Source organism: Mycobacterium kansasii ATCC 12478 (assembly GCF_000157895.3).
Taxonomy (GTDB): Bacteria; Actinomycetota; Actinomycetes; order Mycobacteriales; family Mycobacteriaceae; genus Mycobacterium; species Mycobacterium kansasii.
On record NC_022663.1, the window covers coordinates 2,790,463 to 2,815,892 of the forward strand.

Here is a 25,430-nt window from a genome sequence, read left to right on the forward strand (position 1 = left end):
CCTGACAATTTCGCACCCTTGGGCGCGCCTGCGCAAACCGGCTACCCGAGAGACCCACGCCGGCGGGCTCTCAGACCCGTGGCCACTGAGCCAACGCATCGGGGCTGTCCGGAGGTTCCCCCACGTTCTCTACCAGGCGCGATAGCCTGCGCCGGCCGCTGATCCGCAACGCCGGCCGGGCGCCTCGGGTGCCGATCAGGGTAGGCGCGATGCCGACCCGCATCAGCGCCGACGCCAGCGGCGAATAGGTGTCGGGAGCGTGCGGATCGAGGCCCAGCAAATAGCGGTCGGCTTCCGGGCTGCCGGCCGCCAGCGTCCACGTCCGCAGCTCCCGCGGTCCGGGCAGCCATCGCGGGGGCACCGTCTTGACCGCACCGCGGGTCCAGGCGGCCGCGATCGGACGCAGCGTCGGATCCGCGGCGGTGCGCACCAGGGGGGTGTCCTCGTCGGTACGGGCGATTTCAGCAACTAGGCCGGCGTCGCGCATCATTTCGGCGAGAGCGACGGCTCGCCACAGTTCGCTCACGACCACCGACAGCCGGGCACCCGTGCCGACTATGACGATCTGGCCCGAGGCCGCCAGCACTCCGGAAAGATCGTCCACCGCGGGCGGCACGGACTCCGCGGCGAAGAAGGAAAGCTGGCTCACGCCACCGACAGTAGGCCAGCGAGTCGATTCGTGGCTGCTGCGCATCCGGCGCGGCGGCCGGGTGCAGCGCCGCTCGGCCCCGGCCGAGCTCGCCGAGCAGACACAGCAGCCCCCAATTTCGGCCCTGGGTTCTGGGGAAGCTTCTCCGCTTGCTGGCGCGACCTGGTTGCATCTGAGGTAACGAAACCCCCCGGCCCGACCCGCTGTGCGGGCTGCGCCGGGGGGTTCGTCAGAACCGCTCGGATCAGAGGGAGCGGACTCCGGTGGCCTGGGGGCCCTTAGGGCTGTGGCCGATTTCGAACTCGACCTTCTGGTTCTCTTCGAGGGTGCGGAAGCCCGAACCCTGGATCTCCGTGTAGTGGACAAACACATCCGCGGAACCATCTTCGGGGGCGATGAAGCCGAACCCCTTCTCCGCGTTGAACCACTTCACAGTTCCCTGTGGCATTTCTCGATCTTTCCTTTTCTTCTGGGTGCGGTGCACCGCCTCTCGGTGCCCCGGGCCAAGCTGCGACCGCCATACCTCGCTGAGTCGCCGGAACTTAACCCGACCGATAACCTCGCAGGAACCGCGGCCGCAACGTCGATCCTGCGAAAGTTTGACACGAACACAGAAGCTGCGACCGCAATCAGTCAATCATGTTCGGCGCGTCGGCGACAGACTTGTGTCGTGGACGAGTTCTCGAAGGGTGCGTAAATGCCGAGTTTCGGCAGCGAGCTGCTTGCCGCCGCGCTCGCCGGTACGCCGTCCGGCGAGTCTCCGCTGCGCCATGTCGCCGAGCTGCCGCCGCGGCCTGGCCGACCAACCGGTTGGCCGGAATGGGCCGCTGCCAACGTGGTTCGCGCGTTCGTCGAGCGCGGCATCACCGTGCCGTGGTCGCACCAGCTCGAGGCCGCCGAACTGGCGCACGACGGCCGGCACGTGGTGGTGAGCACCGGCACGGCGTCGGGAAAGTCGCTGGCCTATCAGCTGCCGGTGCTCAACGCGCTGGCGACGGATCCGCGCGCTCGGGTGTTGTACCTGTCGCCCACCAAAGCGCTGGGGCACGACCAGTTGCGCGCGGCCCATGCGTTGACCGCCGCCGTCCCGCTTGACGACGTCGCCCCCACCGCCTACGACGGCGACAGTCCCGCCGAGGTGCGCCGCTTCGCCCGCGAACGATCGCGCTGGCTGTTCTCCAATCCGGACATGGTCCACCTGTCGATACTGCGCAACCATGCCCGCTGGGCGGTGCTGCTGCGCGGGCTTCGTTTCCTGGTGGTCGACGAATGTCATTACTACCGTGGAGTTTTCGGCTCGAATGTGGCGATGGTGCTGCGCCGGCTATTACGGCTGTGCGCCCGGTACTCAGCCGAGCCGGGTTGCGGCCCGACGGTGATATTCGCCAGCGCGACAACGGATTCCCCGGGCGCGACCGCCGCTGAACTCATCGGCCAGCCGGTCGCGGAGGTGGTTGACGACGGGTCGCCCCAGGGGGCGCGCACGGTGGCGTTGTGGGAGCCTGCGTTGCGGACGGATTTGACCGGTGAGAACGGCGCCCCGGTACGGCGGTCGGCGGGCGCCGAGGCGGCGCGGGTGATGGCCGACCTGATCGCCGAGGGAGCACAAACCCTGACGTTCGTTCGGTCGCGGCGCGCCGCGGAGCTGACCGCGCTGGGCGCCCGGGCGCGGCTCGACGACGTCGCCCCGGAGTTGTCCGGCCTGGTGGCGTCGTATCGGGCGGGATATCTAGCCGAGGACCGCACCGCTTTGGAGCACGCGCTGGCCGAGGGCCGGTTGCGGGGGCTGGCCACCACCAACGCATTGGAGTTGGGTGTCGACATCGCCGGGCTGGACGCGGTGGTGCTGGCCGGCTTCCCCGGGACCGTCGCGTCGTTCTGGCAGCAGGCCGGCCGGTCCGGACGGCGCGGTCAGGGTGCGCTGGTGGTACTGGTCGCCCGCGACGATCCGTTGGATACCTATCTGGTTCACCACCCGGCCGCGCTGCTGGGCAAGCCGGTCGAGCGGGTGGTGATCGACCCGGGCAACCCCTATCTTCTGGGTCCGCAATTGCTCTGCGCCGCAGTCGAATTGCCGCTCGACCAGGCCGAGGTCCGGTCGATGGACGCCGTGGCGGTGGCGCAAGGACTGGTCGACGACGGGCTGCTGCGCCGGCGGGGCGACAAGTACTTCCCGGCCCCAGGGGTGGAACCGCATGCGGCGGTGGACATTCGGGGCTCGATCGGCGGCCAGATCGTCATCGTTGAGTCCGACACCGGGCGGCTACTGGGCAGCGTTGACACGGGCCGGGCACCGACTTGCGTCCACCCGGGGGCGGTGTATCTGCACCAGGGCGAAAGCTATGTCGTCGACTCGCTGGACTTCGAGGAAGGGATCGCCTTCGTCCATGCCGAGGATCCGGGGTATGCGACATTCGCGCGCGAAATCACCGATATCACGGTCAGCGGTCCGGGCGAGCGGTCGGTGTTCGGCGCCGTCACTCTGGGCCTGGTGCCGGTCACCGTCACCCATCAGGTCATCGGGTATCTGCGCCGCCTGCTCAATGGAGAGGTGATCGACTTCGTCGAGTTGGACATGCCGGAACAGGTGCTGCCCACCACCGCGGTGATGTACACGATCACTCCGGATGCCCTGGCTAGCAACGGAATTGACACGCCACGGATTCCGGGTTCATTGCACGCCGCCGAACATGCGGCCATTGGGTTGCTGCCGTTAATGGCCAGTTGCGACCGCGGCGATATCGGTGGCATCTCCAGCGCGATCGGCCCGGAGGGGCTGCCGAGTGTCTTTGTCTACGACGGTTATCCGGGCGGAGCCGGATTCGCCGAACGCGGCTTCCGTCGGGCACGCACCTGGTTGGGTGCCACCGCCGCGGCCATCGAAGCCTGCGAATGCCCCAGCGGATGCCCGTCGTGTGTGCAGTCTCCCAAGTGCGGCAACGGCAACGATCCACTGGACAAGGCGGGCGCAGTCCGGGTGCTGCGGCTGGTGCTCGCGGAGTTGGTTGCTGAGGGTCGCTAAATACCCGGTGTACGGCGGCCGGATGTCCCGTCCGGCCATGCCAGGCCGTTGAGGCCGAGCAGGCCGCACGTGCCGCCGGTGCCGGTGGTCGTGCCGGTGCTGCAGAACCGCTCGCCGGGCCCGCGCTACGGTGCGCATACCGATCGCATCGACGCCCACCGCGCACTGCAAGGTACTCATGTCGCTGGTGATTGCCGCACCCGAGGCGCTGGCCGCAGCCGGGCGGGGATGGCGGGTTCGGGGAATTGGCCGGCGGCAACGGCGGGCACGGCGGTACCGGGGGTCTGCTGGTATCCAACGCCGGTGTCGGCGGGGAGGGCGGAGTCGCAACGTCCACGGCGGCGTCGGCGGAACCGGCGGCGACGCCCTCTTGCTGGGAAACGGCGGCATCGGCGGGGCCGGCGGGGCGGCCCCGGCCGCCGGATTCGCCGGGCCCGGCGGTACCGGCGGCCAGGGCGGCGTGTTTTTCGGCAACGGAGGCACCGGCGGCCCGGGCGGCATCGTGCTGGGCGCCGACGGGATCAATCCCCAATCGGATTGGCGCTCAACGGAATTGGTAGTCTCGCAGGCCGACGAACGGCGTCGTGCGAGCTACTTGGGAATCAAGGGGATATCCGGCGGATGGCGACCGACCCCTCGACGGTCGACCTCCACCGATCTGCACGTCCCCGCGGCCGAAGATGTGCCAAGCGTGGCGCGAGCTGGGTCAAACCCGTCCCGACAGTGCACACGTGCAACTGAAGCTACCCGCATGTGAGCAAGGTGTGCAAATCATGAGCTACCACCGAGCCGCGCCCGCAGCGGTGCCGGGCAAACCCCAGGGTCGGCAACCTCGGCCGGCGGCGCCTGGTGACACGGCGATACCGTCGCGCCGCGGCACACCAGAAAGCGCAATCAACCCGTTCAATCCGCCGAACCGGCGTCGGGGAACGGCATACGATGCGTTCACGTCGGACGTCCCGGCTACCAGGGCCGTCATGAAACCGCGGAAGGATGTCTGATGTCATTTGTCATCGCGGCGCCGGACACAGTTGCGGCGGCGGCATCGGATCTGGCGACCATCGGCTCGACGATCGGCGCCGCCACCGCGGCCGCGGCCACGCCGACCACCAACCTGTTGGCCGCAGCCGAGGACGAGGTGTCGGCGGCCATTGCAGCATTTTTCGGCGCCCACGCCCAGAGCTATCAAACCCTCAGCGCCCAAGCGCAGGCTTTTCATCAGCAATTCGTCCGGGCCCTCGGCATGGGCGCGGCGTCCTATGCGAGCGCCGAGGCCGCCAACGTGTCGCCGCTACAACAGCTGCTCAACGCGATCAACGCGCCGGTGCAGAACCTCACCGGACGGCCACTGATCGGCAATGGAGCCAACGGAGCGCCGGGCACGGGTCAAAACGGCGGTGACGCCGGGTGGCTGATCGGCAACGGCGGAGCCGGCGGCTCCGGCGGAATGTCCGGCAGCGGTACCGGATTGCCCGGCGGCAACGGCGGGGCCGGCGGGTTGCTGTTCGGCACCGGCGGCGCCGGCGGCGCCGGCGGATATTCGTCAACCAACGTTGACGGTGGCACCGGCGGAATGGGCGGGGCCGGCGGGCTGCTCTTCGGTACCGGCGGCGCCGGCGGGGCGGGCGGCTTCGGCGCGGGTACCGGCGGTATCGGCGGCCAGGGCGGACTGCTGTTCGGCAATGGCGGCGCCGGCGGCACCGGCGGGTTGGGTGACACCGGCGGTACCGGTGGCGTCGGGGGAACCGGCGGGCTGTTCGCTACCGGCGGGGCCGGCGGCACCGGTGGCGGCGGCCCCAACGGCGGGACCGGCGGCGCCGGCGGCACCGCACTGTTGGTCGGCAACGGCGGAGCCGGCGGCACCGGCGGCACCACCCCGGAGATCGCCAACGGCGGGAACGGAGGCGCGGGCGGTAATGCGGGCATGCTCGCCGGCAACGGCGGGTCGGGCGGCGACGGCGGCGGGACCATCGGCGGCGTCACCGGCGCGAACGGCGGCAACGGCGGCAACGGCGGGATGTTCTTCGGCAGCGGCGGCGACGGCGGCAACGGCAGCGTCAGCGCCACCGACAACGGCGGCAACGGCGGTAACGGCGGTAACGCCGGCCTGGTCGGCAACGGCGGCAACGGCGGGGCAGGCGCCGATAGCGAGTTCGACGGCGGCAACGGCGGCAATGGCGGCAGCGCGCAGCTGATCGGAAACGGCGGCAATGGCGGCAATGGCGGCGCCAGTGTGGGGGTTGGCAGTAACGGCACCGGCGGCAAGGCCGGCACCGGCGGAACACTGATCGGCCTGGACGGACTGAACGGACTGCCCTGAACGGCGCCGGGCGCCTGGCCAAGACCCATCGTTGGCGCACGTATCTGCCGTCGCCGCAACAAGATTCCGGCGGTCAACGGCTACCCGGCGCGGTATTTGGATGCGCGGTCAGTAGACTGCGCGTATGACCCACGACTGGCTGCTCGTGGAAACGCTGGGGGACGAACCGGCCGTCGTCGCCCAGGGGCGTCAGCTCAAGAATCTTGTTCCGATCACCACGTTCCTGCGCCGCAGTCCCCATCTCTCGGCCGTCCGCACGGCGATCACCGAGTCGCTGCAGACCGGTCAGAGCCTCAGCAGCATTACGCCCAAGAGCGATCGTGTCATCTGCACCGAACCCGTCGTGATGTCGGACGGTCGGGTGCACGGTGTGCAGGTGTGGATCGGTCCCGCCGGTGCGGAACCGCCGGAGCGACCTATCCCGGGCCCGCTGAAATGGGACCTGACCCTGGGGGTGGCCACCGACACCCGCGAGTCGCTGATCAACAGTGGCAAGAATCCCGACGTCGAGGTCACCTACGGCAGGGCTTTCGCCGAGGACTTGCCGTCGCGCGAACTCAGTCCGAACGAAACCCGGGTGCTGGCCATGGTGGTCAAGCCTGAGCCTGGCCAAACACTGTGCAGTACTTGGGATCTCACGGATTGGCAAGGAAACCCGATCAGGTTGGGTTTCACCGCGCGCAGCGCGCTGGAGCCGGGGCCGGACGGCCGCGAGCACCTGGTCGCGCGAGCGATTAACTGGCGGGCCGAACTCAAAGGCCCCCTGGTGCCGGTCGACGACCTGGCACAGAAGATTCTCGACGGACTCGCGCAGGCCGGGGTCCACCGGGCGCTGGTCGACCTGAACACCTGGACCCTGTTGAAGTGGCTCGACGAACCGTGCCCGTTCTACGACTGGCGGGTCAACGAGCCCGACAAGCCGCGCGTGCATCCCGACGACCAGGAGCTCATCGCCGCGATGACAAAGGAATTCGCTAACGGAGCCACCAGCGGCGTGCTGCGGCTTCCCGGCAACGACACCGATTGGGTGCCGGTGCACGTCACGGTCAACCGGATAGAACTGGAGCCGGAGACGTTCGCCGGACTGATCTCGTTGCGGTTGCCCACCGCTGCCGAACTCGCCGACGCCGGATTGCCGACGGCCGTACCCGACTCGACCTGACCGTCACCAAGGTGTTGGCGATCCGGCCTGCACGAGCCCTGGACCATCGAAACGGCAGCCACGTTCGAGTTCTTATTGCCAAACGGGACAACGTCTTTGGTTCTGGACGTCAAAATGATCCGGCCGCGATCCGTGCCCGATACCCTACATTTCGGATCTTCAAGGGAGGCACGGAATGTCGTTCGTGAACGCGGCTCCGGAGATGCTCGCGGCGGCCGCAGCCGAGGTGTCGCATCTCGGTTCGTCCCTGTGCGCCGCGAACGCCGCTGCAGCGGCCCGGACCACTGGGTTGCTGGCCGCAGCCGAGGACGAGGTGTCGGTTGCCGTCGCCGCATTATTCGGATCGCACGGCGAGACCTATCAGGTGCTGAGCGCACAAGCGGCGAAGTTCCATAGCCGGTTTGCCCAAACCTTGGCGGCCGCTGCGGCGTCATATGCCGGCATGGAAGCCGATGCCGGTCAGAGTCTGCTGAATATCGTCAACTCGCCTGCCCAGGCGCTGTTGGGCCGCCCGCTGTTCGGCAACGGTATCAACGGGGCGCCCGGTACCGGCCAAGACGGCGGGCCCGGAGGGTTGTTGATCGGCAACGGCGGCTCCGGTGGGTCCGGCGCGCCCGGCCACGACGGCGGTAACGGCGGGGCAGCCGGGCTGTTCGGCGTCGGCGGCGCCGGTGGTGTCGGCGGTTTCGGGCTGCCGGGCGGCAACGGAGGGGCGGGCGGTGCCGGCGGAGCCGGAGGGTTGTTCGGCAACGGCGGCAACGGGGGGACCGGCGGGGGCTCACTGGACGGCAACGGCGGCGCCGGCGGAGCGGGAGGTGCGGCCGGAGTGCTCGGCTCGGGCGGCAGGGGCGGCGCGGGCGGTGTGAGCGCTCACCACATCGCCGGTGCCGGCGGTGGCGGTGGCAGCGGTGGGTTGCTCGGCACAGGTGGCGCCGGCGGTGACGGCGGGCAGGCTGACGATGCCGTCGGCGGTAAGGGCGGGGCGGGCGGAACCGGCGGGATGTTCTACGGGTCCGGCGGCGTGGGCGGTTGGGGTGGCAACGGAGGCCTGGACGGGGGTGTCGGCGGGGCGGGCGGCGCCGCCGGTCTCCTCGGCGACGCCGGCGCTGGCGGTGGCGGCGGAACGGGCCTGGTCAGGGATGGTGGCGTAGGCGGCGCGGGCGGGGCCGGCGGGCTCTTCGGCGACGGCGGCCTTGGCGGGCATGGCGGGACCGGCGGCACCAATGGTGCCACCGGTGGGGCGGGCGGTCGAGGGGGTCTGTTCTACGGCGCCGGCGGGGCCGGCGGTGACGGCGGCAACGGACAACCCGCCACCGGCGGGGACGGCGGGGCCGGCGGTGCGGCCGGGCTGTTCGGCGCCGGTGGTCGAGGCGGTGACGGTGGAGTCGGTCACAACACGGGCGGAGTCGGTGGGGCCGGTGGGATCAGCCTGCTTTGGGGCAGCGGCGGCGACGGTGGTGACGGCGGCGCAGCCGGTCTCGACGGCGGCGCAGGTGGATCCGGCGGCAAGGCCGGCATCCTGTTCGGCAACGGCGGAGGCGGCGGAACCGGCGGGTTCGGCGGCTTCAGCGTTCCGGGCCACGGCGGGGCCGGCGGGGTTGGCGGCAACGCCGGGCTGATCGGCAACGGCGGAAATGGCGGGGCTGGTGGGATCACCTCGGCGGCGGGGAGCACCGGCGGCAATGGCGGCGACGGTGGTGACGCCCGGCTGATCGGCAACGGCGGTAACGGCGGCAACGCCGGCACCGGCACCACCGCTGGCGGGCCCGGCGCCGGCGGTACCGGCGGACTGCTGCTCGGCCAGAACGGTGTCGGCGGGTCCACGTAGGGTCTAAGTAGGGTCTAGTACTCGGGCCATATTCGGTACGCACCCGGTCAGCCCGGCGGCATACCGCGCAGAGAATCTCACCGAAGCTGCCGACGCACGCGTTCCCGGGACTTGCGCTTAGTCTGAGTTACGCGAAGCCCCAGTCATCATCTCCGTCGGATTGTTCCGGGCAATCGCGTTGGTAGTGGGTCGCAAACGCTTCAGCTTCTGCTGCTGCTGCTTGTTCTGGCGTCGGCAAATTCCACAAAGTACTAACGGATTCCCGTAACTGTGCAGCGTGCTGTCCATCCCCGTCGGCCAGCTGGGCCATCCTGTCAAGGATGAACGTGTATTGAGCCGCTTGCGCCTTCTGTCGAGCCAGGTCGGCGATCATAAGGATCTCCGAGGCGAGCCGCGTTTCGCTCATGGACGCTACCCTGGTTGACAGCTGGATATCGTCAATCCGGCCGTCCATCAAGGCCGACACCGATATGGTTCGTTCCGGGTTAGTCACGATGAAAGTGGCGATATCTTCCGGCGCGACGTCTTCGGCCCGACCGTGCGCGTCGTTCACGCCGGTCCTGCGGTCCGGGGACGCCGTCGACGGGAAGCAAACGGTCGGGTCAATAGTCGGAGGCGCAACCCCGTAGGCCCCAGGGTCGCCCCCACTGTCCACGGTGTCGAAATCATCGTCGTCAAAGTCGTTCTTGCACAAGTCCACTCTGGTATCCCTTCCCAACCGCCCGCCAATCAGCCGTAGTGGGGATTGCGAGCGGTGCCGACGAGCCCGAACCGGTGTCCTGTTTCAGGGAAAAATGAGGGCGCCGGGGTGCAAGGAATTTGGTCAGAAATTCAACGACTCGATGGCTTGACGCCAGGTTTCATCGGCATCCAGGTATGCACGCGCAGCAGTTCGCAGATTTTTTGCCAGCGCGATACCGGCAGCGTGCAAGGACGAGCCGAAGGCGTTGTGCGCACTCTCATACATCTTCAACGTGTCGTTGAACTGCTTGCAATACGATCCGTGGCTGATCGCCACTGACTCTGCTAATCCAGCGGTAGCGGCGACTCCCGAGGACGCACTTGCTGCCGCGTTGTGTTGATGTGACGCGAGAACATCGAGCAATTCGGGCTGGACTTTGAGAATGTTCGTCATTGATCACGCACCCTTCGCTTGCCGTTGCGCCTATGCGCTAGTTGTCAATCAGGATTTCGCTTGTTAACGGCGTCAAACGACGCGTCGCGCCGACACCAGTTGACCACCGCCGACTCCGGCTTCGACTGGCGCGCGCTCCTCACCGTCTGTCCCCGCCGCCGCGCCTTCCGCGTACTTCTTCCCCGGCGCGCCCTTCGCCGACCCCGCAGCGGGATGCATGCCGCCCAGCCCTTGGGGGCCCTGCGCAGCGGGCGACTGCTGCTGTGCGCCGAGCTGTTCCGAAAGCGGCTTGGCCGAAGCGTCATCATGGGGACGCACATCCTGGCGATCGGCGGCCGAACGCAGCTGAGCGACGTTGGTTAAGCCCCCGAGCCCGTTGGGCAAGCCCCCGAGGCCGGCACCAACGCCGGGCAGACCAGGCAATCCGGCACCCGCCAAGCTGTCCAAGCTCGCTAAACCGGCGGATCCGGATGCCGTAGGCGAGCTGAAGAAGCCAGTTAGCTGGGACAAGCCGCCGCTCATTCCTGCTAAACCAGGCACGCCCATGAAGAACGACTCCAGCGTCGACCCCCATTTCGACAACAATGCATACGCCCACTGCGCGAGGTCGCCCAAAAGGTTCTCGAGGAAGCCGATCGGGTTCGTGATGAAGTCCCATACATCCACCAGGATGTCGTCGATGATGTCCACCACATCCGACACGATGTCCACCACCACAGAAGCCAACAGGCTCGCCAACTTGGCTAACAGGCCGAGAAGCTGAGCGGTGTGAATCAGCGTCTCAACTGTCAAGTAGGCGAGTGCACCACCCACCACGGCCATCCCCGCAGCGCAAATCGGCGCTTGGAAGGAGGCCGACATCGCCCACCCGACAAGCGGGATGTAGGTCAGGTCCACCGCCACCGGACGCACGAACTCAAGGCCCTTCCGTACCCCGGCCAGTACGTCGCGTGTCTTCTCGACCGCGTTGGCCTGGTCCGCGATCAACTGCTGAAGCTCACGGTCCAGTTCCGCTAGCTGCTGGAAAAAGTTCAGCTGATCCTTATTCTTGCCCGCGTAGTTCTCGGCGGCCGAACCTTGCCAGCTGTCACCCGGAAACGCCGACCCCAAATCATCAAGGGCCTTTGCAAAGAACGATAGCGCGGAGTTGATTATGCCGCCGTCGTCGGGAACGCCAATCCCAAGAAGGACGTACATACCGTCGATGAAACCGATTGTTGGATCAATGATGAAGGCTCTGCTCATGTCTGGTACCCGTCCGATCTTCGTCGATTTCCGATCGATTGGCCAGCTGGGTGATAGCGCCCAGTACGTCTGCCAGTTATATACCTGTGATCGGGACCACGTGTCAACGGTCATTATTGCTTATAATGGGAGAAACCACGCTCTACTTTCCGTCATCACAGCTGGCACACTGACGCCTGCCCTCGTCGCTGGGTGACACCGGGCAGTAGTCTCGTAGGTGGCCCGCGCTCGGAGCGGTGCCTCGCGATGTGCCTCGGTGGTCGCCAAATCCGTTGCGCCAGAGTGGATATGGCTTGTCGTTCGGTTTGGCAACGACGGGTCCACGGCCGGTCTGCGTACACGCCAAAGTGCTGGGGCGCTCGGGTGCGCGACCCGGCGAAGCTAATCTGTTAACGCAACTAATTGCTCTGCTCATGTCAGGCGCGATTGGAAACTCGACTGATCTCATCTCGATTTTTTTTGAACCCAGTCGACCCGCCGCCCAATACTATTGGGCGGCGATCTGACAGTGAATAGTTACGACCGCGCAGAATTTTATCCACCCCTACTGCTAGCCACTGCCCGGAATACTTGCAAACCGAAGGAGTCAATTACGTCTGCACAGAAACTTATCGGGTGCGCCCGACTCTTATCGGCCCGCTGCCGGTGGTGCAGCATGCGCGCCTCGCACTCGGTGAATATGCGGTTGACCAGCGACGATTGCACCCCCCGAACCGAGGACGCGGACACTTCCGGTGGCGTCACCTGGCCCCGTTGCTAACGACGCCGGCCGCGTACCCAGCGCATCAAGATCAAATCGACGACTGCACATGCATTCTGCTAGCAATTGTTTCCATAGGAAGACCGCATCTGTGCAGCATGTCCCAAGACTTCGCTCGAGTAGTCGAATCGGGCGAGGGATTTAAGACGCCGGACGTGCAACGTGAAACGTCGCGTCGAGGTCGGAAACGACCAGCCACGCCCCGGGTGGACGGGCAATGTTGCGGTGATCCGTTGCACGTGGGCAACGCGCATGTTGGGCAATGATCGTGACAAGTGGGCGCATCTTCTCGAGGATGATCATCACGGAATCGGGAACTCACTGCGTGTCGGCCGGCCCCGCCCGTGCGCCGGCCCGCGCCACGCCGGCGAAAGCCACCGGAACCTCGACGGTGACCACCACGTCGAGGTCCCGTACCGCGCAACGGCATCGCCACCCCCGTCGCCTGCGCCACGGCCGTTGCCCGCGCGCAGGCCGCCGGGCCGCCATCCGGTAGCCGCGCGGCCGCCGCCAGCGCGGCCAGATCGGCGACCGCCTGCGCACGATGCCGAGCCACCGCCACCGAGCCCGGGTAGGCGCCCGCCCTGGTGAACCACATCGGCAACGGCGGCACGGGCACCCCGCCCAGCAGCCCCGGCGCCGGCGGTGGCGGCGGACTGCTGCTCGGCCAGAACGGTGTCAACGGGTCTACATAAACGGGCGGCCACCGCGATGTAGCGGCATACGGCGGGGATCTCGCCGAAGCCGCCGACGCCCCTTCGGCGCAACGATACGGTGGGCTCGATGCCGATCGTCTGGGACGACCGCAACCCTCGCGCCGTCGCCGGACATGCCGTATCAGGAGGTCTGAGTTGTCGTTTGTGTCCACGGCCCCGGAGTCGATGGCAGCGGCCGCCACTGACTTGGCAAGTATCAACTCGGCAATCAGCGCCGCCAACGCCGCGGCGACAGCGGCCACCACCAGAGTCGCAGCAGCGGGAGCCGACGAGGTATCGGTGGCCATCGCCGAGATATTCGGCGGACACGCCCGCACATATCAGACGCTGAGCGCTCGAATCGCGACCTTTCACGAGCAGTTCGTCCACGCCTTGTCGTCGGCTGCGTATTGCTATGCCGGCACCGAGGCCGCCAGTGCGTCACCGCTGCAAAATCTGCTGAATACGCTCAACGCTTCCACCCAGGCACTGACGGGGCGTCCGCTTATCGGCAACGGGGCCAACGGCGCCCCGGGGACCGGGCAAGACGGCGGGCCCGGCGGCCTCTTGTTCGGCAACGGCGGGGCCGGCGGGTCCGGCGCACCCGGCCACAACGGCGGCAACGGCGGGGCAGCCGGCCTGTTCGGCAACGGCGGGGCCGGCGGTGCAGGCGGGGCCGGTGTCGACGGCCCACCGGGCGGGCCCGGGGGTGCCGGCGGAGCGGGCGGCGCCGGCGGCTGGCTGTACGGTTCCGGCGGTGCCGGCGGAGCAGGCGGAACCGGCGTGACCGCCGGCGGCGTCGGCGGGGGCGGCGGCGTGGGCGGTTTGTTCGGCAATGGCGGCGCCGGCGGCATCGGCGGCGTCAGTCGCACTGACGTCGGCGGTGCCGGGGGGACCGGTGGGGCTGGCGGGCTGGTCGGTGCCGGCGGTGCCGGCGGGGACGGTGGCCTCGGGGTGAGCGCTGCTGCCGGAAATGGCGGTGCTGGCGGCCGGGCCGGACTGCTGTCCGGAACCGGCGGTGCTGGCGGTCACGGCGGCACCGGCCATACCTCCGGCGGGATCGGCGGCACGGGCGGGGCTGCCGGCCTGCTGTCCGGCGCGGGCGGCACCGGAGGGACAGGCGGGACCGGTCTCTGGGTTGACGGCGGCCACGGCGGCGACGGCGGAGCCGCCGGGCTCTTCAGTGTCGGTGGGACCGGCGGTAATGGCGGGGCCGGCGGCGACCACGGCGGCACCGGCGGCGCGGGCGGCCACGCCACGACACTCTTCGGCTCCGGCGGTGCCGGCGGTCATGGTGGCTCCGGTGACCTCGACGGCGGCAACGGCGGCACCGGCGGGTCTGCCGGACTCTTCGGCAACGGCGGCAACGGCGGCAACGGCGGGGCCGGGCTGTCCGGCAACGGCGGCGCCGGCGGGACTGGCGGGGCGGCCGGCCTAGTCGGCGGTGGCGGGGCCGGTGGCATCGGCGGAGCTGGAGGCATCAACGGCGGGAAGGGCGGCGCCGGCGGACGCGCCGGGCTCCTCTATGGCGCCGGCGGCGCCGGCGGCAACGGGGGTGACGGTCAGCCGGCTGACGGCGGGGACGGTGGCGCGGGCGGGGCGGCCGGATTGTTTGGCGACGGCGGTGCCGGGGGCATCGGCGGTGCCGGCCGTACCAACGGCGGGGTCGGCGGCGCCGGCGGCCACGCGGGCATACTTCAGGGCGACGGCGGCGCCGGCGGGGAGGGCGGCGCCAGCGGCACCTACGGCGGCGCCGGCGGAGCCGGCGGCGACGCCGGCATCCTCCTCGGCTTGGGGGGTGTCGGTGGCGCCGGGGGGTCGGGCGGATTCGCTGAAAATACGATCGGCATCGGCGGCGACGGCGGGTCGGGCGGTGATGGCGGGCTGATCGGCAATGGCGGCGACGGCGGAGCCGGTGGCGGCACGTTGACCACGGGCAGCACCGGCGGCAACGGTGGTAACGGCGGTAATGCCCGGCTGATCGGTAGCGGCGGCAACGGCGGCAACGCCGGTACGGGCACCCAGATGGGCCTTGCCGGCACCGGCGGAGCCGGCGGCGAACTGTTCGGCGCCAACGGCATGGACGGGTTGACGTAGCGGTTCAACAGTCTGCGCCGCACTGCGACTCACTTGCTGCCGGCCGGCCCCGCCCGTGCGGCGGCCCGCGCCACGCCGGCGAAAGCCACCGGAACCTCGACAGTGACCACCACATCGAGGTCCCGTACCGCGCAGCCGGCATCGCCCACCCCCATCGCCTGCGCCACGGCCGTTGCCCGCGCGCAAGCCACCGGGCCGCCATCCGGTAACCGCGCGGCCGCCGCCAGCGCGGCCAGATCGGCGACCGCCTGCGCACGATGCCGAGCCACCGCCACCGAGCCCAGATAGGCGCCCGCCCCGGTGACCCACAGCAGCACGCCCACCATCGCGACCGCGAGCACGGTGGCCGAGCCACCGTCATCGCGGCTCCGCAGCCGCCACCGCATTGGCCGCAATATCCAAGGTAGGCAATAGCTTTGACCGAGCGACAACCGACGCGACAAGGAATTCGCCGTCCCGGCGCAGCTCGATCTGCGCCGCCGGCGGAGCGATTCGCCGAGCAACGTCGACAGCCGAACGTTGGTCCCCGCGCGCGGCCAGTCGAGCGGCCTCGCGGGCGGCGTCGATACAGCGCAACTGCATGGACACCGCCGTGAGACCGGCCATGCAAAGCACCAGCACCACGACCAAGGTGGCGATGGCCAGAGCCGCTTCGACAGTGCTCGACCCGGCACTCGACGCTAAGCCTTGGTGCTGAGCGCGCGACCGATGATGTGGTTCAGCGCAGAGACCACCGAGTCGCCGGTGACAACGCTGTAGAGGATCGCGCCGAATGCGGCCGCGGCGACGGTCCCGATGGCGTACTCGACGGTGGACATGCCGGACTCGTCGGTCACCAGCAGCGAAATGCGTGCCGAGATCGCGTGAAATATGTTGGCCACCAATGTATTCCTTTCGTTGCGACTTCACATCAGACCCGAGTCAAGTACTTTTCCGGCCAACCCGGCCACCACGGGGACAAGACCCAGGCACACGAACGCCGGCAGAAAGCACAGCCCCAGCGGACCGGCGATCAGTACCCCGGCGCGTTGGGCGGCGGCGGTGGCCGTGTGCGTGGCATCGTGTCGGGACTGCGCGGCCAGTGCGGCGACGCCGTCGGCCAGCGCGGCACCCGAGGACGCCGAACGCCGCGCCAACCGCAGCAGCGCATCGAGATGCGCGTCGGCGGAGCCGGGCGGCCAATCCGGCGGTAGCGACCAGGCGACCGACGGGTCGGCCCCTAACGCCAACAAGTCGGCGGCGCGGGACAACAGCTGCGCCAGTCGCGGCGGCGCCGAGGGGGCCGTCGCCGCCGCGGCGGCCGACACCGCCATGCCCGCGGCCAGGCACACCGCCAGCACGTCCAGGCTGGACGAGAAGGCCAGCGGATCCCGGTCTTGAGCCGGCCGCGACGGCACCCGAGGCGCGCGAGACGGCATCCCTGCGCGGGCCCGAACCACCGTCGGGCCCACTCCGGCCAACAATGCCGCGGCCAGCAACACTGCCGCGGTACTCATGGCGCCACTCGATCGGTAATCCGGTCCGACCACAACAGTCCCGCGCAGACCAGCGCAACACCAATCACCAACAGCCATCCGCCCGCATGCCCGTTGAGCAGGAAGCTCACCGGTCGCGCCCCGATCAGCTGACCAAGCAACACCCCGAGCAGGGGCAGGCCGGACAGAATATTCGCGGTGGCGCGCGCGCCGGCTAACCCCGATGCCACGCTTGCCGAAAAACGTTGCCGCTCAACAATGTCGCTTTGGGCAGCGCGCATCAAGGTGGCGATGGCCAGGCCATGATCGCTGGCAAGTTGCCAGTACCCGGCGAGTCGTTCCCAGTGCGTGGGCAGAGCCGACATCCGGGCTACCGCGCGTAGGCCGCCCGTGACGTCCGCACCCAGTCGGGCGCGTGCCGCCACGGCGCGCATGGATGCGGCAACCGCACCATCGGTTTCGTCGGCGGCGGTGCCGAACGCCTGCACTGGATGGATGCCCACCCGCAATTCGCCGACCAGCACATCAAAGGCTGCTTCCAGCGACTTCGCTTCCCTGATGGCGCGCCGACCGCAACGTCGTCGGCGGTAACGCTGGGTCGCCGTGGTGCCCACCACCGCGACAGCCAAGACGGTCGTCAACGGCAACACCACGACGGCGCCCACAAGGGCACCGCCGCCAACCCAGAGAACCCACCGTGCTCGCAGCGGATCTTGTCGACGATGGGGACGTAAGACCTGCCACCGCCGCGGCGACGACGGCGCGACCACAAGCGCCGAAGCCAGTGTCAGCGACGCCACCGCGAGGCCGTTCATGCTGCCATCCGGCTTTGTAACAAGCTGCGCAATTCGGCCGCGCCGTCGGTCATTCCGCATTCGGCATGCCATGCCGGCACCGCCTCGACCAGGCCGCTGTCGGTTCGGCGCAGTATGGCGATCTCAGACAGCCGGCGTCGACCCGCCTGATCGCGCGTGACGTGCAGCAGCACCTGGACCGCCGCGGCGAGCTGGCTATGCAACGCCGCACGGTCCAGGCCGCCGAGCGCGCCCAACGCCTCCAACCGGACGGGAACCTCGCCGGGGTTGTTGGCATGCAGGGTGCCTGCGCCTCCGTCGTGGCCGGTGTTCAAGGCGGCCAGCAGGTCCACCACCTCGGCTCCCCTGACCTCGCCGACGACGATGCGGTCGGGCCGCATCCGAAGTGCCTGCCGGACGAGTTGGCGCATCGTGACCTCACCGGCACCTTCGACGTTCGCGCATCGGGCGACGAGCTTGACCAGGTGCGGATGCCGGGGAGCCAGCTCGGCGGCGTCTTCGACACAGACGATCCGCTCGGCGCCGGAGACGGCGCCCAACATGGCAGCCAGCAGGGTTGTCTTTCCGGCGCCGGTGCCCCCGGACACCAGGAACGCCAGGCGTGCGGCGAGGATCTGGGCGACCAGATCGGCGGCCTGCGGCGCGATCGCGCCAGCGGCGGCCAGCGCCGGCAGATCCTGCGTGGTGGGCCGCAGCACCCGCAGGGACAAGCAGGTGCCCTCGACCGCCACGGGCGGCAGCACCGCGTGCAGCCGTACCGTCAACCCGGCGGCGCCGATCCCGCTCAGCTGCCCGTCCACCCATGGCTGCGCGTCGTCGAGCCGGCGACCCGCGGCCAGCGCCAGCCGTTGCGCCAATCGGCGCACCGCCGCCTCGTCGGTGAACCGAATCTCACTACGCCGCAAGCCGTTTCCATCGTCAACCCACACCGCGTCGGGCGCCGTGACCAGGACATCGGTGGTGGCGTCGGCGCATAGCAGGGGCTCGAGAATGCCGGCACCGGTCAGTTCGGTCTGCAACACCCGAATATTGGCGAGCACCTCGGTGTCACCGAGCATCCCGCCGGATTCGGCGCGGATCGCCGCGGCGACGACGTTGGGACGCAGCGGCGCGGCCTCGGTGGCCAGCCGCTCGCGCACCCTTTCGATCAGCGATCCGGTCACGCGGCCCGGCCGTTCAGCCCGCCCTGTGGATGCCCCAACGCCGCCAGGACCCGCCGGGCCGCCGCGGCCAGCGTCGATCGCCGTCGCAATCGAAGGCCACCGTGTTCCAATTGCCCGGCGAGACGCGGCTGGGCTCTCATCGACGCCAGCAGGGGGACGCCGGCGATGTCGGCGACCTCCGCTGCTCGCAACCCCCCGGGTGACGGCCCGCGCACGACCAGCCCCAGGTTGGGGTTGATCGCGGTCAGCACCGGAACGATCGCGGCGGTGGCCGCGCAGGCCCGGACATCGCTGGGGCAGACCAGGACAACGAGGTCGGCGCAGTCCAATGCGGCGTGGCTCGCGTCGGTCACCCGGCGGGGCAGGTCGCAGACCACGGTGACTCCGCCGCGCCGGCCGGCATCGACGACCGCTTCCACCGGTGCGGCGTCCAACTCGCAACCGCGCCGGGTGCCCGAGAGCATGCTGATCCCCCGATGTCGCGGCAAGGCCTCAGATACGGCCGACCAATGCAGCCGGCCACCCTGTAAAGCCAGGTCGGGCCAGCGCACGCCGGGTGCTGATTCGCCGCCGACCAGCAGATCGATGCCGCCTCCCCACGGATCGAGGTCCACCAGCAGTGCCTGGGCAGCACTGTGGGCCAGCGCGACCGCGAACAGCGAGGCCCCGGCACCCCCACAGCCTCCGATGACGGCGACGACTTTCCCGCGGATGCCCTCGTCGCGCGCCGATGCGGCGGCGTCGGCGAGTTCGCGGATCAGTTCGTTTTCTTGGTCGGGCATCCGCAGCACCCGCTCGGCGCCGACGGCGATGGCCACCGTCCAGGTCGCGGTGACAGGTTCGCTGCCGGTCAGCACCGAGACGTGGGCACGCCGCGGCAGGGCAATCCGGCCACACCGCTCGGCCGCCGCTTGGTCGAGCACCACTGCGGCCGCCGCGGACCAGGTCTTTCTGGTCACCGAACCGCTGTGAACGACCCGCACACCCACGGCTGCGGCGATCCGGTCCAACTCGTCGCGCAGTTCACCGGCGGTCATCATCGCCAACACTCCGGGACCAAGGGTTTGGGTCACTCCCCTACCCTGCGGGGCCGCCGGTGTTGGACACCAGTCCCACAGTGCAATCTGTGGATAGAGACGCAGCTGTGCAAAATTACCGTGGCCGCCGGCTCACGCATCGAACTCGGAGGACTCGGAGGACTCGGATGGCCAGGCTTCGCGAAGATCTCCGCAACGTGTAGCGAGCCGGGCTCAACGCTGCGTTAGGTAGATTTTCCCCAGAAAAGGGACGACCCCCGCCAGGGGGGGAGGAGGCGGAGGTCGTCGTGCTTCAGCCCCGGGGGGTCGGGCTGATGCACCCTCGGCTCTAGGCCGAGTAATGCTTACTATACACATGCCAGATGGCATTCACGCAAGTAATTGCACAAGCGAAAAAATACGGCCTGAGCCGTGTAAACGTGGCGGCCAAAGTGACAACACTTGTGGTCATTGAGCCCTTCCGACACAAGATCACGGCGTGCCGGGCGCCAACCTATGCTTGATTGGTGACCGTCCCCGACCCGGCTGCCCACCAGCAAACCTCACCCCGGTCAGCCGGCGCGCCGCCCCCACAGGTACGCACCGCCGCTTTTTTCGACCTGGACAAGACCATCATCGCAAAGTCCAGCACACTGGCGTTCAGCAAACCCTTCTTCGCGCAGGGGCTGCTGAACCGCCGTGCCGTGCTCAAGTCCAGCTATGCGCAGTTCATCTTCCTGCTCTCCGGCGCCGACCACGACCAGATGGACCGGATGCGTGTCCACATGACCAACATGTGCACCGGTTGGGACGTGGAACAGGTGAAGTCGATCGTCAACGAGACGCTGCACGACATCGTCACTCCCCTGGTCTTCGCCGAAGCCGCCGACCTCATCGCCGCCCACAAGCTGTGCGGCCGTGACGTCGTGGTGGTCTCCGCCTCGGGTGAGGAGATCGTGGCGCCGATCGCCCGCGCGCTGGGTGCCACTCACGCGATGGCCACCCGGATGGTGGTGGTAGACGGTAAGTACACCGGTGAGGTCGCGTTCTACTGCTACGGCGAGGGCAAGGTGCAGGCGATCCGCGAGTTGGCCTCCCGCGAGGGCTACCCGCTGGAACACTGCTACGCCTACTCCGACTCGATCACCGACCTGCCGATGCTCGAGGCCGTGGGCCACCCCTCGGTGGTCAACCCCGATCGCGGCTTACGAAGACTAGCCATCGAGCGCGGTTGGCAGGTGTTGTCATTCTCCCGGCCGGTCTCCCTGCGCGACCGGATCCCGGCACCGTCGGGCGCGGCGATCGCCACCACTGCCGCGGTGGGAGTCAGTGCGCTGGCCGCGGGAGCAGTCAGCTACGCGCTGCTGCGCCGCTTCGCTTTGTAACCGCTCGCACCCCCGCGACGATGCGGCACTGGTGTCCCAGTTTCACCAATCGTCTCGGTAGCAAACGCCTTGGGCCACAATCAAAGGTTGTCACGGAATTTTCACGCAATTAGGCCTTGCTGTGGTCAGGGTCTAGTAGTACAAATGGAGTCACGGAAGCCCGGTGAGGCCAAGGTCGATCCGGAAGAGAAGGTTCGTTCTCCCGACCCGGGCGCCCAGCACGGTTCCCGGCACCCACGCGGAGTCATAGCCGCGATAATGGCAGAAGTGTTGCGGGCCTGCGTAATTGCGAAGTGCAGATGGTAGCGACGGTCCTTTGGGTGGGGCTGCAGCCGGAAGTGTCGCAAAAGCGCCGAGGCCAACCCACGCAGCCCCGAAATGCACGCTTGGTAACCGAGAACCGTGTTGGCGGGCGGCGATTCGAATCCTTCGGTCGCCGCCCGCTTCGCATTTCTGCGAACAATTTGCTTTTGTAGTTCCGCCAGCTATCTGCGTGGCAATGCGTCGGCGATCGATAGTGCCTCTTGCGCCCCAGCCGTCAGCGCCCGGCAACACAGCACGAGCCAGGCCGCCACACCGTCGGGCGTGCCCTCGGCAAATCTCCGCGCGGTGTCACGGTAGCGCGCGGGTTGCCGCATCCAACTCACCTCCGGCACCCCGAGTCCGTGCGGGTCCAGGCCCGTAGCGATCGTCACCAGCCGCGACACCGCGCGCGCCACCACGCCATCGGCATGGCCAAAGGGCTTGAGCGTCAACAGTTCTCCATGCGCGACCGAGGCGACCACCGGCGCCGACGCCCGCGTGGGCCGAGTCATCACGTCTGCGAGCAACTCCAGGCGAGGCCCGATCGCGGAGTCGGCCCGTGGACGGCCCAACATGTCGTCGTCGACCAGGCCGGCGGCCGCCAATGTGTGCAGGCGGGCCAGTGCCTGCAGCGGCGCCTTCTGCCACACAACGACCAGCTGGCCGCCGCCGCCCTCCAGCGCCTGCGCCACCCGCAGCGCTCCCCCGAACACGGGATCGCCGGCCGTACCGGCCTCGGCCAGGTCGTCCAACCGCGCCGGACTCCCGTCGAGCACCGCGGAAGCCCGCGCCGCCCGCAGCGCCGCCTCCGCGGCGGTCACCGGCCACCCCCGAAGGTTGGCCCGGTGCCGGTGGGCACGGCCCAGCGCCGCGCGGGCACGGTCGCTGGCGTCGGTGACGCCGGGCAACTCCATCAACGCAGCCAGCGGGTCGCCCGTCACAGGTTCCCAACCTAACGGGACGCCGCCCCGGCCCCGGGAATGGCCTCCAACAACTGCCGGGTGTATTCGTGGCGTGGCCGGGCGAAGACCTCTTCGGTGGTGGCGTGCTCGACCGCCCGGCCGGCGCGCATCACCAGCACGTCGTCGGAGATTTGCCGGATGACGGCCAGATCGTGGCTGATGAACAGGTAGGTCAAGCCCAGGTCAGCTTGCAGCTGAGCCAGCAGATCCAGGATCTGGGCCTGTACCAGCACGTCGAGTGCCGAGACCGCCTCGTCGCACACCAGCACCTCGGGCCGCAGGGCTAACGCCCGGGCGATCGCGACCCGTTGGCGCTGACCACCCGACAGCTCACGTGGCAGCCGGTCCAGTAGCGACGACGGCAGTGCCACCTGGTCGACCAACTCGCGCACCGCCTGCCGGCGGCTGCTGCGGTCCCCGACCCGATGGATGCGCAACGGTTCCTCGATGCTGCGAAACACCGAATACCGGGGATCCAGGCTGCTGTAGGGGTTCTGGAACACCGGCTGCACCCGCCGGCGAAATGCGAACGCGCGGGCCCGGTCCAGCCCGTCGATGTCCGCGCCGTCGAAAACCACGGTGCCCGACGTCGGCTGCAGCAGACCGAGCACCATGCGCGCCAGGGTGGATTTGCCGGATCCGGATTCGCCGACGACTGCCAACGTGCTTCCCCGCCGCAGCCGAAACGACACCGAGTCGACGGCACGGAACTCCGCCCGCCGCCAGGGCACGCCCCGCACCTGGGGGTAGGTCTTGGTCAGCTCCGAGACGACGACAATGTCATCGTCTTGTCCGGGCGGCCGCAGCTGCGGCCGGTTCGGTGCCGGCCGTCGCGCCGTCAGCGACGGAGCGGCGGCCACCAGCCGCCTGGTGTACTCGTGCTGCGGGTCACGCAGCAGCTCTTGTGCTGCACCGGATTCCGCCACCACGCCGCGGTTGACGACCACCACGGACTCGGCCCGCTCGGCCGCCAGCGCCAGATCGTGAGTGATCAGCAGCAATGCGGTGCCCAGTTCGTCGGTGAGGTGCTGCAGATGGTCGAGGACCTGACGCTGCACGGTCACGTCGAGCGCCGACGTCGGCTCGTCGGCGATCAGCAGCCGCGGTCGCCCCGCCAGCCCGATGGCGATCAATGCCCGCTGGCACATGCCGCCGGACAACTGGTGCGGATAGCGGTGAGCTTGCCTGCCCGGATCCGGCATGCCGGCCTCGCCGAGCAGCTCCACCGCCCGCCGTCGTACGTCGCGGCCGGAGGTGTTGGCGCGCAACGCCTCCCGCACCTGGAAGCCGACCCTCCAGACCGGGTTGAGATTGGTCATCGGGTCCTGGGGCACATAGCCGATCTCCCGTCCGCGGATGCTCCGCATGAGCCGCCGGTCGGACGACGTGAGGTCGCGCCCGTCGAAGACGATGCGGCCGGCGATGATTCGCCCACCGGGAGCCAGCAGCCCCAGGATTGCCGCGGCCACAGTGGACTTGCCCGATCCCGATTCGCCTACCACCGCCACGGTTTGACCGCGAAGGACCGTCAAGTCGATGCCGCGCAGCACCGGCTCGTCCGCGCCGAACCTGACCTCCAAGCCCTCGACCGACAGCAACGGCGGCGCACCGGCGCTCATGCCCGCCACGCTCGCGAGGCCGGGTCCAGGGCGTCCCGCAGCGCGTCACCCATCATCATGAAAGCCAGCACGGTCATCCCCAGTGCACCGGCCGGATAGAACAGGATGGGCGAACCCGCCCGCAGCCGCATCTGCGCGACATTGATGTCGCCGCCCCACGACACCACCGACGTCGGCAACCCGACCCCGAGGTAGGACAGCGTGGCCTCGGTGACAATGAAGACGCCCAACGCGACGGTGGCCACCGCGATCACCGGACCGACGGCGTTGGGCAGCGCATGGCGCAGCAGGATCTGAAACCTGCTCAGCCCCAAGGCTTTGGCTGCGAGCACATAATCGCTGTCGCGCACCTCGAGCACCGAACCGCGGGCCACTCGCGCGATTTGGGGCCAGCCGAACAGGGCCAGGATGGCTATCACCGTCCACACCGTGCGGTGATGCATGACCTGCATGAGCACGATCGCGGCCAGCAGCAACGGCAATCCGAAGAACACATCGGTGATCCGCGAGATCACCGCGTCCAGCCAGCCGCCGTAGAAGCCGGCCAGCGCACCCAGCGCGGTGCCCACGCCGAATACCGCGAAGGTGGCGCCCAGTCCCACCATCACCGATGCCCGCGCTCCGTAGACGGTGCGCGCGTAGATGTCGTGGCCCTGCAGATCGGTGCCGAACCAGTGCGCGGCCGAGGGCGCAAGCATGCTCTGACTGGGATCGGCGTAGGTCGGGTCGGCGCCGGTGAACAAACCCGGAAACGCCGCAACGACGAGAATGAGCAGGATCAGGGCCGCGGCGACGACGAACTTCGGCCGCCGGCGCAGCCGGCGCCAGCTGTCGAGCCAAAACTGGCCGGGCTCAGCCATATCGGATCCGCGGGTCCAGTGCGGCGTACAGCAGGTCGACCGCCAGATTGGTGATCAGATAGACGACCACCAGCACGGTCACGATCGACACCACCGTGGGTGCTTCCTGTCGGGTGACCGCCTGATACAGCACGCCGCCGACGCCGTGGATGTTGAAGATGCCTTCGGTCACAATGGCTCCGCCCATCAGCGCACCCAGGTCCGCGCCGAGGAACGTCACCACCGGGATCAGCGAGTTGCGCAGGATGTGCACCGCCACCACCCGTGGCCGCGACAACCCCTTGGCGGTGGCGGTGCGAACGTAATCGGCGTCGGCGTTGGCGGCCACCGCCGAACGGGTCAGCCGCACCACATAGGCGAAAGACACCGCCCCCAACACGATCCCGGGCAACAACAGCCGGCCGAAGGTCGCCCGCCCCCCTACCGTCACCGGCGCCAGCCCCAGCTTCACGCCGAACAGGAACTGCGCCAGAAAACCGAGCACGAATATCGGGACCGCGATGATGATCAGCCCGGTGATCAGCACCGAGGCGTCGAACAGCCCGCCTTGGCGCAGACCCGCGATCACGCCGAAGCCGATACCCAGCACCGCCTCCACCACCAGTGCGATCAACGCCAATCTGATGGTTACCGGAAAAGCATGCGCCAGAACGGAACTGACCGGAAGACCGGAATAGGCGCGGCCCAAATCGCCATGCAGCAGACCGCCCAGGTAGCGCAGGTACTGCACCAGGAACGGATCGTCGAGGTGATAGCGGGCGCGCAGCTGCGCGGCCACGGCGGGAGTCAATGGCCGGTCACCGGCCATCGCGGCCAACGGGTCACCCGGCAGCAGGAACACCATGGCGTAGATCAGCAGCGTCGCGCCGAGGAACACCGGCACCATCGCCGCGATCCGCCGCACCAGGTACCAACCCAT

The 25,430-nt window shown here is 68.8% G+C and carries 23 protein-coding genes; 7 read left to right on the forward strand and 16 right to left on the reverse strand.

What is annotated here, in order from left to right; translation table 11 throughout:
• Nucleotides 1-70: 70 nt before the first annotated feature.
• Both MKAN_RS12040 and cspA read right to left on the reverse strand, forming a co-directional pair.
• A complete protein-coding gene (locus MKAN_RS12040; RefSeq protein WP_023368569.1) occupies nucleotides 71-649 on the reverse strand; it encodes a hypothetical protein in 579 nt (192 codons plus the stop codon).
• Nucleotides 650-893: 244 nt separating this feature from the next.
• On the reverse strand, nucleotides 894-1,097 hold the full coding sequence (cspA, locus tag MKAN_RS12045; protein WP_007772268.1) for a cold shock protein CspA: 204 nt from the start codon (nucleotides 1,095-1,097) through the stop codon (nucleotides 894-896).
• A gap of 249 nt (nucleotides 1,098-1,346) precedes the next feature.
• Here cspA and MKAN_RS12050 point away from each other — a divergent pair, with 249 nt between their 5' ends.
• From MKAN_RS12050 to MKAN_RS12070, 5 genes are all read left to right on the forward strand, one after another.
• Entirely contained in the window at nucleotides 1,347-3,671 is a 2,325-nt protein-coding gene (locus tag MKAN_RS12050) for a DEAD/DEAH box helicase (RefSeq protein ID WP_023368570.1), read from the forward strand.
• 178 nt (nucleotides 3,672-3,849) lie between these two features.
• Complete coding sequence (locus MKAN_RS32575) at nucleotides 3,850-4,428, forward strand: hypothetical protein (RefSeq protein WP_023368571.1); 579 nt, start codon at nucleotides 3,850-3,852, stop codon at nucleotides 4,426-4,428.
• A 243-nt stretch (nucleotides 4,429-4,671) separates the two neighbouring features.
• Nucleotides 4,672-5,991: a PE family protein gene (locus MKAN_RS12060; protein ID WP_023368572.1), complete on the forward strand. Its 1,320-nt coding sequence runs from the start codon at nucleotides 4,672-4,674 to the stop codon at nucleotides 5,989-5,991.
• A gap of 124 nt (nucleotides 5,992-6,115) precedes the next feature.
• Entirely contained in the window at nucleotides 6,116-7,153 is a 1,038-nt protein-coding gene (locus MKAN_RS12065; RefSeq protein WP_023368573.1) for a PAS domain-containing protein, read from the forward strand.
• 175 nt (nucleotides 7,154-7,328) lie between these two features.
• Complete coding sequence (locus MKAN_RS12070) at nucleotides 7,329-8,981, forward strand: PE family protein (RefSeq protein WP_023368574.1); 1,653 nt, start codon at nucleotides 7,329-7,331, stop codon at nucleotides 8,979-8,981.
• A 127-nt stretch (nucleotides 8,982-9,108) separates the two neighbouring features.
• On the opposite strand, the gene MKAN_RS12075 is transcribed toward MKAN_RS12070, so the two are convergent.
• The 3 genes from MKAN_RS12075 to MKAN_RS12085 form a co-directional block, all read right to left on the reverse strand.
• Nucleotides 9,109-9,681: a hypothetical protein gene (locus MKAN_RS12075; RefSeq protein ID WP_023368575.1), complete on the reverse strand. Its 573-nt coding sequence runs from the start codon at nucleotides 9,679-9,681 to the stop codon at nucleotides 9,109-9,111.
• A gap of 123 nt (nucleotides 9,682-9,804) precedes the next feature.
• Nucleotides 9,805-10,116 carry an ESX-1 secretion-associated protein gene (locus tag MKAN_RS12080; protein WP_023368576.1) on the reverse strand — a complete coding sequence of 104 codons (312 nt, stop codon included), beginning with the start codon at nucleotides 10,114-10,116 and terminating at the stop codon, nucleotides 9,805-9,807.
• Between the two features lie 72 nt (nucleotides 10,117-10,188).
• Nucleotides 10,189-11,361 carry an EspA/EspE family type VII secretion system effector gene (locus MKAN_RS12085; protein ID WP_023368577.1) on the reverse strand — a complete coding sequence of 391 codons (1,173 nt, stop codon included), beginning with the start codon at nucleotides 11,359-11,361 and terminating at the stop codon, nucleotides 10,189-10,191.
• Nucleotides 11,362-12,972: 1,611 nt separating this feature from the next.
• Between MKAN_RS12085 and MKAN_RS12095 the strand changes: the two genes are divergently transcribed.
• Entirely contained in the window at nucleotides 12,973-14,913 is a 1,941-nt protein-coding gene (locus tag MKAN_RS12095; RefSeq protein WP_023368579.1) for a PE family protein, read from the forward strand.
• A gap of 29 nt (nucleotides 14,914-14,942) precedes the next feature.
• Here the strand turns inward: MKAN_RS12095 and MKAN_RS12100 are convergent, their stop codons facing one another.
• The 7 genes from MKAN_RS12100 to ssd form a co-directional block, all read right to left on the reverse strand.
• On the reverse strand, nucleotides 14,943-15,299 hold the full coding sequence (locus tag MKAN_RS12100) for an Rv3654c family TadE-like protein (RefSeq protein ID WP_023368580.1): 357 nt from the start codon (nucleotides 15,297-15,299) through the stop codon (nucleotides 14,943-14,945).
• A complete protein-coding gene (locus MKAN_RS30455; protein WP_080674230.1) occupies nucleotides 15,271-15,519 on the reverse strand; it encodes a TadE family type IV pilus minor pilin in 249 nt (82 codons plus the stop codon). Before MKAN_RS30455 ends, MKAN_RS12100 begins: the two co-directional genes overlap by 29 nt.
• Before the next feature lie 74 nt (nucleotides 15,520-15,593).
• On the reverse strand, nucleotides 15,594-15,797 hold the full coding sequence (locus tag MKAN_RS12110) for a DUF4244 domain-containing protein (RefSeq protein WP_036394444.1): 204 nt from the start codon (nucleotides 15,795-15,797) through the stop codon (nucleotides 15,594-15,596).
• Between the two features lie 21 nt (nucleotides 15,798-15,818).
• Nucleotides 15,819-16,409: a type II secretion system F family protein gene (locus tag MKAN_RS12115; RefSeq protein WP_023368582.1), complete on the reverse strand. Its 591-nt coding sequence runs from the start codon at nucleotides 16,407-16,409 to the stop codon at nucleotides 15,819-15,821.
• A complete protein-coding gene (locus tag MKAN_RS12120) occupies nucleotides 16,406-17,203 on the reverse strand; it encodes a type II secretion system F family protein (RefSeq protein ID WP_023368583.1) in 798 nt (265 codons plus the stop codon). Before MKAN_RS12120 ends, MKAN_RS12115 begins: the two co-directional genes overlap by 4 nt.
• On the reverse strand, nucleotides 17,200-18,366 hold the full coding sequence (locus MKAN_RS12125; RefSeq protein ID WP_023368584.1) for a TadA family conjugal transfer-associated ATPase: 1,167 nt from the start codon (nucleotides 18,364-18,366) through the stop codon (nucleotides 17,200-17,202). Before MKAN_RS12125 ends, MKAN_RS12120 begins: the two co-directional genes overlap by 4 nt.
• Nucleotides 18,363-19,406: a septum site-determining protein Ssd gene (gene ssd, locus MKAN_RS12130; protein WP_023368585.1), complete on the reverse strand. Its 1,044-nt coding sequence runs from the start codon at nucleotides 19,404-19,406 to the stop codon at nucleotides 18,363-18,365. The genes MKAN_RS12125 and ssd overlap by 4 nt, the downstream gene beginning before the upstream one ends.
• Before the next feature lie 503 nt (nucleotides 19,407-19,909).
• On the opposite strand from ssd, the gene MKAN_RS12135 reads away from it, so the two are divergent.
• Entirely contained in the window at nucleotides 19,910-20,767 is an 858-nt protein-coding gene (locus MKAN_RS12135) for an HAD-IB family hydrolase (RefSeq protein WP_023368586.1), read from the forward strand.
• 485 nt (nucleotides 20,768-21,252) lie between these two features.
• On the opposite strand, the gene MKAN_RS12140 is transcribed toward MKAN_RS12135, so the two are convergent.
• Genes MKAN_RS12140 through MKAN_RS12155 form a run of 4 tightly spaced genes read right to left on the reverse strand, consistent with a single transcriptional unit; the run spans nucleotide 21,253 to nucleotide 25,430 of the window.
• Nucleotides 21,253-22,011, reverse strand: a complete 759-nt coding sequence (locus tag MKAN_RS12140; RefSeq protein ID WP_023368587.1) for a Fic family protein — start codon at nucleotides 22,009-22,011, stop codon at nucleotides 21,253-21,255.
• Nucleotides 22,012-22,022: 11 nt separating this feature from the next.
• On the reverse strand, nucleotides 22,023-23,651 hold the full coding sequence (locus tag MKAN_RS12145) for a dipeptide ABC transporter ATP-binding protein (protein WP_036394573.1): 1,629 nt from the start codon (nucleotides 23,649-23,651) through the stop codon (nucleotides 22,023-22,025).
• The gene (locus MKAN_RS12150) at nucleotides 23,648-24,511 is read right to left on the reverse strand and encodes an ABC transporter permease (protein ID WP_023368589.1); all 864 of its coding nucleotides are present in this window, start codon (nucleotides 24,509-24,511) and stop codon (nucleotides 23,648-23,650) included. Before MKAN_RS12150 ends, MKAN_RS12145 begins: the two co-directional genes overlap by 4 nt.
• Entirely contained in the window at nucleotides 24,504-25,430 is a 927-nt protein-coding gene (locus MKAN_RS12155) for an ABC transporter permease (protein WP_023368590.1), read from the reverse strand. The genes MKAN_RS12150 and MKAN_RS12155 overlap by 8 nt, the downstream gene beginning before the upstream one ends.

Coding starts and splice junctions, on each gene's coding strand:
- MKAN_RS12100 (WP_023368580.1), bottom strand. CDS start 15,299: ATGCGGTGGCGGCTGCGGAGCCGCGATGACGGTGGCTCGGCCACCGTG.
- ssd (WP_023368585.1), bottom strand. CDS start 19,406: ATGATGACCGCCGGTGAACTGCGCGACGAGTTGGACCGGATCGCCGCA.
- MKAN_RS12115 (WP_023368582.1), bottom strand. CDS start 16,409: ATGAGTACCGCGGCAGTGTTGCTGGCCGCGGCATTGTTGGCCGGAGTG.
- MKAN_RS12050 (WP_023368570.1), top strand. CDS start 1,347: ATGCCGAGTTTCGGCAGCGAGCTGCTTGCCGCCGCGCTCGCCGGTACG.
- MKAN_RS12150 (WP_023368589.1), bottom strand. CDS start 24,511: ATGGCTGAGCCCGGCCAGTTTTGGCTCGACAGCTGGCGCCGGCTGCGC.
- MKAN_RS12145 (WP_036394573.1), bottom strand. CDS start 23,651: ATGAGCGCCGGTGCGCCGCCGTTGCTGTCGGTCGAGGGCTTGGAGGTC.
- MKAN_RS12065 (WP_023368573.1), top strand. CDS start 6,116: ATGACCCACGACTGGCTGCTCGTGGAAACGCTGGGGGACGAACCGGCC.
- MKAN_RS12085 (WP_023368577.1), bottom strand. CDS start 11,361: ATGAGCAGAGCCTTCATCATTGATCCAACAATCGGTTTCATCGACGGT.
- cspA (WP_007772268.1), bottom strand. CDS start 1,097: ATGCCACAGGGAACTGTGAAGTGGTTCAACGCGGAGAAGGGGTTCGGC.
- MKAN_RS12070 (WP_023368574.1), top strand. CDS start 7,329: ATGTCGTTCGTGAACGCGGCTCCGGAGATGCTCGCGGCGGCCGCAGCC.
- MKAN_RS30455 (WP_080674230.1), bottom strand. CDS start 15,519: ATGGCCGGTCTCACGGCGGTGTCCATGCAGTTGCGCTGTATCGACGCC.
- MKAN_RS12060 (WP_023368572.1), top strand. CDS start 4,672: ATGTCATTTGTCATCGCGGCGCCGGACACAGTTGCGGCGGCGGCATCG.
- MKAN_RS12080 (WP_023368576.1), bottom strand. CDS start 10,116: ATGACGAACATTCTCAAAGTCCAGCCCGAATTGCTCGATGTTCTCGCG.
- MKAN_RS12155 (WP_023368590.1), bottom strand. CDS start 25,430: ATGGGTTGGTACCTGGTGCGGCGGATCGCGGCGATGGTGCCGGTGTTC.
- MKAN_RS32575 (WP_023368571.1), top strand. CDS start 3,850: ATGTCGCTGGTGATTGCCGCACCCGAGGCGCTGGCCGCAGCCGGGCGG.
- MKAN_RS12120 (WP_023368583.1), bottom strand. CDS start 17,203: ATGAACGGCCTCGCGGTGGCGTCGCTGACACTGGCTTCGGCGCTTGTG.